Raw genomic sequence first — 7,980 nt, 5'->3', positions numbered from 1 at the left:
CGCCCCGCACCGAGGCGGGCCGCGCGGACCCCTCCTCCGCGCGGGACGAGACGAACGCGCCGGACGAGGGGCGCCGGGAGGGGGTGCTGCCGCTCGGCCCCGCCGACTGGCACACCCGCAACGAGTGGCCCGACGAGCAGGACGTCGTCCGGGACGAGGAGCAGCGGCGGCGCGACCGGTGACCCAGCGGCTGATAAATTGCCTTCCGGTCCTCTTCCGGCAGTGGGTAAGGAATGTGCATGCCGCTTCCGTACTGGACGTCGGAGAACGTTCTCCCGCCCGGGCGGCATCCGGCCGACCTCTCCGACATCTACGAACGTCTCGTGTGGGACGCCCCGCACCGCAATGAGCGGGAGCTGCTGTTCAGCGCGCTCAGCGGGTACCTCGGCGTGGTGTACCGGCTCATCCCGTCCGGGCGGGCCTGGATCGGCGGCGGGCTGCTGATCCGGACGGCGGAGGTCCCCCGGGACGTGGACGTGGTGCTCATCCCGGACGAGTGGGGCGCGCTGAAGCGGCTCGACGGCCGGGCGCGCTCGGCGCTGTACGGAATGATGACCCTGCGCGGCGTGATCGCCGAACAACCGGTGACCTACCTCGACCAGGTGCAACCGGTGAGTGGCCTGCTCGACGGGTTCCTGTGCCGCCCCGGCGACGAGGACACCTGGGAGGCCGTCTGGGCCCGGGGCCCCGTCCCGGGCACGCTCAAGGGTTTCGCGGAGGTGGCCTGGTGAACTTCCGGCAGGTGGCGGACAACATCCCCGGTGGCACGTGGCTCGACGACCTGGCGCGGGCGTCGGCGTGGTCGGCACACGCCAAGTTCGAACGCAGCGCGCGGTCGCCGCTGCTGCGGGTGTCGATGCTGAACTCCTCGCGCCTGGACGCCTACACCTCCTCCGACATCAGCAGGGCACTGCAGGACGCCACCGCGAAGATCGGCCACATCGTCCGGAACCCGCAGACCGAGATCACCTCGGTGCAGCCCGCCGACCGGGAGAAGGCCCCGCTCATCCAGCGCGGCCAGGCGGGCAACGCGATGTTCTTCGGCTTCCCGGAGACCACCGACCCGGACGCGCTGATCTCCGACGGGATCGAGACGCTGTCCGAGCGGGCGGTGAAGGAGCTGTGCGACTTCCTGCCCGCCAACGGGTCCGACGACGGCGCGCTGGACGCGGTGTTGCTGCAGCGGGATACCGTGCGCAACGCGGTCAGCGACGTGGTCAACGCGGTCATGAAGAACTCCAGCATCGGCCTGTCCCTGGTGCCGACCTCCGGCGAGGAGGTCATGCGCAGCATGACCACCGAGCAGGCGAAGGTGCTGCAGGGCAGTCTGCGGGAGTCCCGCGAGGACGTCGGCTACGAGACGGTCACCGGCAGGCTGGACGGCGTGCGCACCCGGCGGCGCATCTTCTACCTGGAGCGCGACACCGGCGCCACCATCCAGGGTGCGGTCGCGCCCGACCTGCTCGACGAGATCAAGGAGAACCTGGACCGTCCGGTCACCACCCGCCTGCGGGTCGTGCGCACCACCACGATCGACGGCCGCCGGGGCAGGCCGGTCTACGAACTCCTGGAGATCCGCTCGGAAACCACCCTGTTCGACTGAACCCGCTGCTCGATGTGGCTCCGGATCTCCTCGTCCATCTCATCCGGCGTCATTGCCCTGCGACTGTTGAACACCGGGAGCGGGCGCTTCTCTCCGGGCCGGTCCGACATCTCCAGGACCATGGTGATCTCCCGTCGACTGGATTCCGCTCCACACGACCCCGTGGCCGCGACCTCCTCTCGGCACAACCGACGCGGTACAGCGCGTCTCGGTTTTGTCAGTGTGCCCGGGGCACGGGTACGGCCCCGTGCCACCAGTCCCGATCTGGCGGCGCGGGGCCGTACCCGTCGCGAATTCACACCGCCCTCCGGGTGCGGGCCTCACCCCGAGCAAGGAGTCACCCGCGCCGGACGGCGACGATCACCTCGTCAGCCGCGCCGTCGAGGTGCGCTCAAGGTAGCAGACCGCACCGGGGCGGTGGCATCCGCCCCGTACGGTGTGTATACCCACCGAACACACAGCGGAGGCGGCGTCATCCGGGTGCTCAGCGCCGGACGGGCGTGAAGTCGCGGGCGCCGATGAACCCCGGCCGCGGTTCCTTCGCCGCGAACGGCTCCACCACCGTGTTCTGCACACTGTTGAACACGAGGAAGATGTTCGACCGCGGATACGGGGTGATGTTGTTGCCCGACCCGTGCATGATGTTCGCGTCGAAGAACAACGCCGACCCCGCGGGTCCGGTGAACTGGTCGATGCCGTGTTCGGCGGCGAGCCTGGTGATGTCGTGCTCGGTCGGCACGCCGATCTCCTGCTCCTTCAACGACGCCTTGTAGTGGTCGTCCGGGGTCTCGCCCGCACACTGCACGAAGGTGCGGTGCGAGCCCGGCAGGACCATCAGGCCCCCGTTGAAGGGGTAGTTGTCGGTGAGTGCCACCGAGCAGCTGACCGCGCGCGGCCTCGGCATCCCGTCCTCGGCGTGCCAGGTCTCGAAGTCGGAGTGCCAGTAGAACCCGTTACCCCGGAAGCCGGGCATGTAGTTGACCCGGCTCTGGTGGAGGTAGACCTCGGATCCCAACAGCTGCCGCGCGCGGTCCAGCACCCGTGGGTCCCGCGCCAGCCGGGCGATCACCGCACTGATGCGGTGCACCTCGAAGACGGAGCGGACCTCGCCCGAGGCCTTCTCCGTGACCACCCGTTCGTCGGACTTGAGCGCCTCGTCCGACGAGAGCCGTTCGAGTTCCTGCCAGTACCCCTGCACCTCGGCGGGGGACAGCAGGCCCTCGATGATCGAATACCCCTTGTCGTCGTGGGCCGACAGTTCGGCCGCGTCGAACGGCCCGTCGTCCGCGCCGCCCCACACGGTCGGGTCCGGCCGCTGCAGCAGCTGCGGCTCGCCCGACGCGATGCGGGTGGGGTACTGGTCTCTGATCCGGCTCTCCGCGAGTGTCACGATGCTCGCCTCCTCCGAATACCGAGTTTCGTGGTGTTCCTACCGTGTGGTGATTCCCCGTTCTGTCGAGTGATACCCGGATGGGTGGATGTTTAGCGGACCGCGCCGGTGGCGCAGGTCACGACGCGGCCTCGTCCTCCACCACCAGCGGGTAGACGCCGTTCTCGTCGTGGACCTCCCGCCCGGTGATCGGCGGGTTGAACACGCACACCGTCCGCATGTCCGTCTTCGGCCGCACCTGGTGCTTGTCGTGCTGGTCCAGCAGGTACAGCGAACCCGGGCGGAGCTGGTGGGTCTCGCCGGTGGCCTTGTCGGTCACCTCGCCCTCACCCTCGACGATGAACACCGCCTCGATGTGGTTGGCGTACCAGAAGTCGTTCACGGTCCCCGCGTAGAGCGTGGTCTCGTGCACCGAGAACCCGGCCCGGTCCTTGGCGAGCACGATGCGCTTGCTGCGCCAGTTCGGCTCCTGGATGTCGGCCTCGGTGTCGGTGATCTCGTCGAGGTTGCGGACGATCACGAGTGTCTCCTTCTGCGCGTGTTGCTCCCCGGCCGCGGCCGGGGTGTGTCGGTGTGGTTCAGCGGCCCAGGACCGAGTCGACGGACTCGGAGATGATCTGCAGCCCCTGCTCGACCTCGGCTTCGGTGGTGGTGAGTGCGGGCAGCAGCTTCACCACCTCCCCGTCCGGCCCCGAGGTCTCCATGAGTAGACCACGATCGAAGGCCGCGGCGCACACCTTGTCGGCGACCTCGCCGCTGGAGAACTCCAGCCCGCGGGCCATGCCCCGGCCCTTGGCGATCAGGTTCGCCTCGGGGTAGCGCTCGACCAGCTCGGTGAACACCTCGCCGATCCGCGCACCCTTGGCCCTGGTGCCCTTCTCCAGCTCGTCGTCGCGCCAGTAGGTGCGCAGCGCCTCGGCGGCGGTGACGAACGCCGGGCTGATGCCGCGGAACGTCCCGTTGTGCTCACCGGGCGACCACACGTCCAGGTCCGGGCGGATCAGCGTGATCGCCAGCGGGAGGCCGTAGCCACCGATCGACTTCGACATGCAGATCATGTCCGGCTCGATACCGGCGTCCTCGAAGCTGAAGAACGGACCCGTACGCCCGCAGCCCATCTGCACGTCGTCCAGGATGAGCAGGATGCCGTGCTTCTTGCACAGGTCGGACAGGTTCTTCAGCCAGTCCAGCCGGGCCGCGTTGATGCCGCCCTCACCCTGCACCGTCTCCACGATCACGGCGGCGGGCTCGTTCAGGCCGCTGCCGGAGTCCTCCAGCAGCTTCTCGAGATAGAAGAAGTCCGGGTAGGCGCCGTCGAAGTACCTGTCGTACGGCATCGGCGTGGCGTGCACCAGCGGAATGCCCGCACCGCCCCGCTTCATGGAGTTGCCGGTGACCGACAGCGCGCCGAGCGTCATGCCGTGGAAGGCGTTGGTGAAGTTGATGACCGACTCCTTGCCGGTCACCTTGCGCGCCAGCTTCAACGCGGCCTCGACGGCGTTCGCACCGCCCGGCCCCGGGAAGATGACCTTGTACTCCATCGAGCGGGGCTTGAGGATCACCTCGTCCAGGCTCTCCAGGAAATCCCGCTTGGCGCTGGTGTACATGTCCAGGGAGTGGGTCACCCCGTCCCGGGAGATGTAGTCGATCAGCGCCTGCTTCAGCGCCGGATTGTTGTGCCCGTAGTTCAGGGCGCCGGCTCCGGCGAAGAAATCGAGATACGGCGTGCCGTCCTCGGTGTAGAGCCAGCTGCCCTGCGCCCGATCGAACACCACGGGCCAGCCACGACTGTAGCTGCGCACCTCGGACTCGAGCGTTTCGAAGATGCTCACGTTGTTTCGTCTCCTGCTTTCTCGGACGGTTCACACACGCGGGCACGGCAGTTCGCCGCGCGCGTCCGCGCCGTCACCGTCCTGCTGGTCGCTGCGCAGGCGAAAGGGGACCGATCCGGAACAGGTCCTCCCGCTCGTGCGCATCCGGGAAGTCATCCTCGGCGAACAACTCCGACCGCACGAGTTCGGCGTTCCACCGCTTGGCGAAGGACTCGAACAGCCGGATCGACGCCTCGTTGTCCGGCGTGATGGTGGTGTCCAGGTAGCGCACCCCCTCCTCGACGAGCCTGGCGTACAACTCGTCGAGCAGCGTGCCCGCGAGGCCGCGGCCCCGCTGGGACGAGTCGACGGCGACCTGCCACACCAGTGCGGTGTCGGCCGTGGTGGGCCTGCGGTAACCCATGACGAAGCCCACGACCTCGCCGTCGACCCGCGCCACCACCGATGTGTCGGCGAAATCGAGACACCACAACAGGTAGGCGTACGACGAGTTCAGATCCAGCTTCTGTGAATCACGTGCGATTCGCCAGAGGGCCGCGCCGTCACCCTTGTTCGGCGATTCGATCACGACGGGACCCGTCGCACGATTGTCACTGTCGGCACGCTCGGGGTGCTTTCCGGACATATTCATGCAACATAACAGAGCAGCACCCGCCACTCAGCCCAGACGATCTCGATCAGCGCTGCGACCTGCGACGATGCCGGAACTCGTGTGACAACACCGACAGAACTGTACCGATCACGGGCAGCGGTGTGCTAGGAGCACAACACGACGTCCGTGTCCCGGGAGTCCCGCTTCTCTCCTCGCGACGGTTCCTCCGCCGTACGGTAGTGGCGATCGGCACAGAACGCGAGAGGCTGTCCGGTTGAGCGTCCTCCCGGGTGATTCTGTTACTCCGTGTGCGCGGCGGGATCGCCACCGCGGGCATTCCGGGGTCCGGAACGTCACGTCGCGCCCGATCCATCCCCCTTGGCCCTGGCCTTGGCCGCCTTCTTGGACGCGCGCACCTCCTCCAGGGTGTGCTCGTCGACGACGTCGGCGATGGAATGCCGCGCGTCCGGCGCACCGTAGGCGCCCGCGGCCTCCCGCCATCCGTGCGGCTCGACCCCGAGCTGTTTGCCGAGCAGGGCCAGGAAGATGCGCGCCTTCTGGTCGCCGTACCCGGGCAGCGCCTTGAGCCTGCGCAGCACCTCGCGCCCGTCCGGCTCGCCCTCGGTCCAGATCCGCTCGGGGTCACCGTCGTAGTGGTCCACGACGTACCGCGCCAGCGCCTGGATACGCTTGGCCATCGACCCGGGGAACCGGTGCACGGCGGGCTGCCGGGCGCACACCTCCGCGAACTCCTCCGGGTCGGACTCGGCGATGCGGTGCACGTCGAACCCGCCCAGCCGGTCGGCGATCTTGTTCGGCCCGGCGAAGGCGACCTCCATCGCCACCTGCTGATCCAGCAACATGCCGGTGAGCAGCGCCATCGGATCCCGGCTGAGCAGCCCGTCGGCGTCGGGGTCCCCGGTGAGATGCAACGTCGCGCGCATGCCGACATCCTCGCACGCACCCGGCCCCCGGGCAGACGGAGTCGGGGCCGGTTCGCGGGAAGTAATGACCGGAAGTCGCTTTCGCGTCTCCCCCGTCGACCCTGGGCTCCCCGGATGGCGCGCTGGGGGTTGGCGACACCGTGGTCGCGGGCGCCGCTGCGGCTGCGCCGACACCCGGGGGTCGCGCTCGCCGTCGCCGCGGCGGCGTTGCTGGTCGCCCTTCCCGCGTCGGCGTCGGCACTGTTCCTGTCCTCCGCCTCGACCGCCACGCTGCAGCAGCTCGTCGGGTCCTCGTGCCCGTGGGAGACCGGTGCCCACCTCGGGACGAGCCTGCCGTTGCGCCCGGCCCCGGACGACCCGGACGCGGCGTGGGGTGCGGACCTGCTCGATCGGCGCGTCGAGACGGCCCGCACCACGGCGGAGCGTTCCCCGCACCTGACCGGGCCGGTGACCACCCTCCTGAGCACGGGCCGCATCACCCCGGCGGCCGCGCCGGACGCCTCCACGATCCACCTCGTCGCGCGCACCGGCGCGCGCGAGCACGTCGAGGTCCTCGCCGGCGGGGGTACGGGTGGACTGTGGCTGCCGGACCGGTTCGCCGAGACCCAACGGCTCTCGGTCGGCGACCGGGTGACGTTCGCGACCGGATCCGGACGGAGCTCGCTCGACGTGACCGCGGTCTACCGGGACCTGCGGTCCGGGCCGGACCGCCCGTTCTGGTGCAGCCTGACCGACCTCTACCGGGGCGACCCGCTCCAGGAGACACCCGTGCACCCGGTGGGGCTGGTGCCGCGGGACGCACTGCTCGACGGGAGCACGGCGGCCGGAGCGGGCAACCTCATCGAACTCGGCGTCGACACCGCGGGGCTGACCACGGCCTCGGCACGGCCCGCGGTCGAGGCCGTCCGACAGTGGGCCCGGGACACCGTGCGATCGCAGGCACCGGACAACCCGTTCGCGCCGAAGTCGTACGGGACCCGCTTCGAGACCTCGCTGGCGCACGATCTCGGCCGTGCCGATCTGGTCGGGTCCGCGCTGACGGGAACCGTCGTGCCGCTCGCGACGGCCGGGGCCCTCACCGGACTCCTGGTCGCCCTCGCGGCGGGAGCCTTCTGGGTCGAGCGGCGACGCGGGGAGCTCACGATGCTCTCCGCGCGCGGAGTCGGCCCGGGTGCCCTGGCGGGCAAGGCCGTGTTGGAGACCCTCGGCGTGCTCGCCGTCGGGTCCGCGGCCGGATGGGCCTGCGCACACCTGCTCATCGACACGGTCGGTCCGGTCGGGCTCACCACCCCCGCCGCGGACCGTGCGTCCCTGTTCGCCGCGCCGGCCGCCTTCGGCACGTCGGTGCTCGCGCTCGCCACGGCGGCGGGCGTGCGCGCGGGACGGCTGCACGACACCCGTCCGGGGCGCGGAGGGTGGGTGCGCCGTGTCCCGTGGGAGCTGGGCCTGCTGGGGGTGGCGGCCGCCTGCTGGTTCCTGCTCGACGGCGACGTCGCCGTCAGCGACACCACCGTCGGCACGGTCGCCCACATCCCCGCACGTCTCGTCGTCACGCCCGTGCTCGGCGTCCTCGGCGCCGGGATCCTGGGCGCCCGTGTGCTGACCGGGATGCTGCCCCG

7 protein-coding genes and 2 pseudogenes are annotated in these 7,980 nt (G+C 69.9%); 4 read left to right on the top strand and 5 right to left on the bottom strand.

Annotated features, from left to right (window positions below; translation table 11 throughout):
* The 3 genes and pseudogenes from SACPADRAFT_RS29015 to SACPADRAFT_RS0220675 all read left to right on the top strand — a co-directional run.
* Window positions 1-182, top strand: a pseudogene (locus tag SACPADRAFT_RS29015) (hypothetical protein); the annotation flags it as partial.
* A gap of 57 nt (window positions 183-239) precedes the next feature.
* Window positions 240-731, top strand: a complete 492-nt coding sequence (locus tag SACPADRAFT_RS0220680) for a DUF6932 family protein (protein ID WP_007025604.1) — start codon at window positions 240-242, stop codon at window positions 729-731.
* Complete coding sequence (locus SACPADRAFT_RS0220675) at window positions 725-1,603, top strand: hypothetical protein (protein ID WP_026453815.1); 879 nt, start codon at window positions 725-727, stop codon at window positions 1,601-1,603. The genes SACPADRAFT_RS0220680 and SACPADRAFT_RS0220675 overlap by 7 nt, the downstream gene beginning before the upstream one ends.
* A 484-nt stretch (window positions 1,604-2,087) precedes the next feature.
* Here the strand turns inward: SACPADRAFT_RS0220675 and thpD are convergent, their stop codons facing one another.
* The 5 genes from thpD to SACPADRAFT_RS0220650 form a co-directional block, all read right to left on the bottom strand.
* Complete coding sequence (thpD, locus tag SACPADRAFT_RS0220670; RefSeq protein WP_007025601.1) at window positions 2,088-2,993, bottom strand: ectoine hydroxylase; 906 nt, start codon at window positions 2,991-2,993, stop codon at window positions 2,088-2,090.
* Between the two features lie 118 nt (window positions 2,994-3,111).
* Window positions 3,112-3,513 carry an ectoine synthase gene (locus tag SACPADRAFT_RS0220665; protein WP_007025600.1) on the bottom strand — a complete coding sequence of 134 codons (402 nt, stop codon included), beginning with the start codon at window positions 3,511-3,513 and terminating at the stop codon, window positions 3,112-3,114.
* Window positions 3,514-3,571: 58 nt separating this feature from the next.
* Complete coding sequence (gene ectB / locus SACPADRAFT_RS0220660) at window positions 3,572-4,825, bottom strand: diaminobutyrate--2-oxoglutarate transaminase (RefSeq protein ID WP_007025599.1); 1,254 nt, start codon at window positions 4,823-4,825, stop codon at window positions 3,572-3,574.
* Window positions 4,826-4,898: 73 nt separating this feature from the next.
* A complete protein-coding gene (ectA, locus tag SACPADRAFT_RS0220655; RefSeq protein WP_026453821.1) occupies window positions 4,899-5,450 on the bottom strand; it encodes a diaminobutyrate acetyltransferase in 552 nt (183 codons plus the stop codon).
* 320 nt (window positions 5,451-5,770) lie between these two features.
* Window positions 5,771-6,361, bottom strand: a complete 591-nt coding sequence (locus SACPADRAFT_RS0220650) for an HhH-GPD-type base excision DNA repair protein (RefSeq protein WP_007025597.1) — start codon at window positions 6,359-6,361, stop codon at window positions 5,771-5,773.
* A 114-nt stretch (window positions 6,362-6,475) separates the two neighbouring features.
* Here SACPADRAFT_RS0220650 and SACPADRAFT_RS29010 point away from each other — a divergent pair.
* A pseudogene (locus SACPADRAFT_RS29010) lies at window positions 6,476-7,980 on the top strand (ABC transporter permease); the annotation flags it as partial.

This window comes from Saccharomonospora iraqiensis subsp. paurometabolica YIM 90007 (assembly GCF_000231035.2).
Lineage (GTDB): Bacteria > Actinomycetota > Actinomycetes > Mycobacteriales > Pseudonocardiaceae > Saccharomonospora > Saccharomonospora paurometabolica.
Note: the sequence above shows the minus strand (reverse complement) of the source record. Positions and strands in the feature narration are given on the sequence as shown.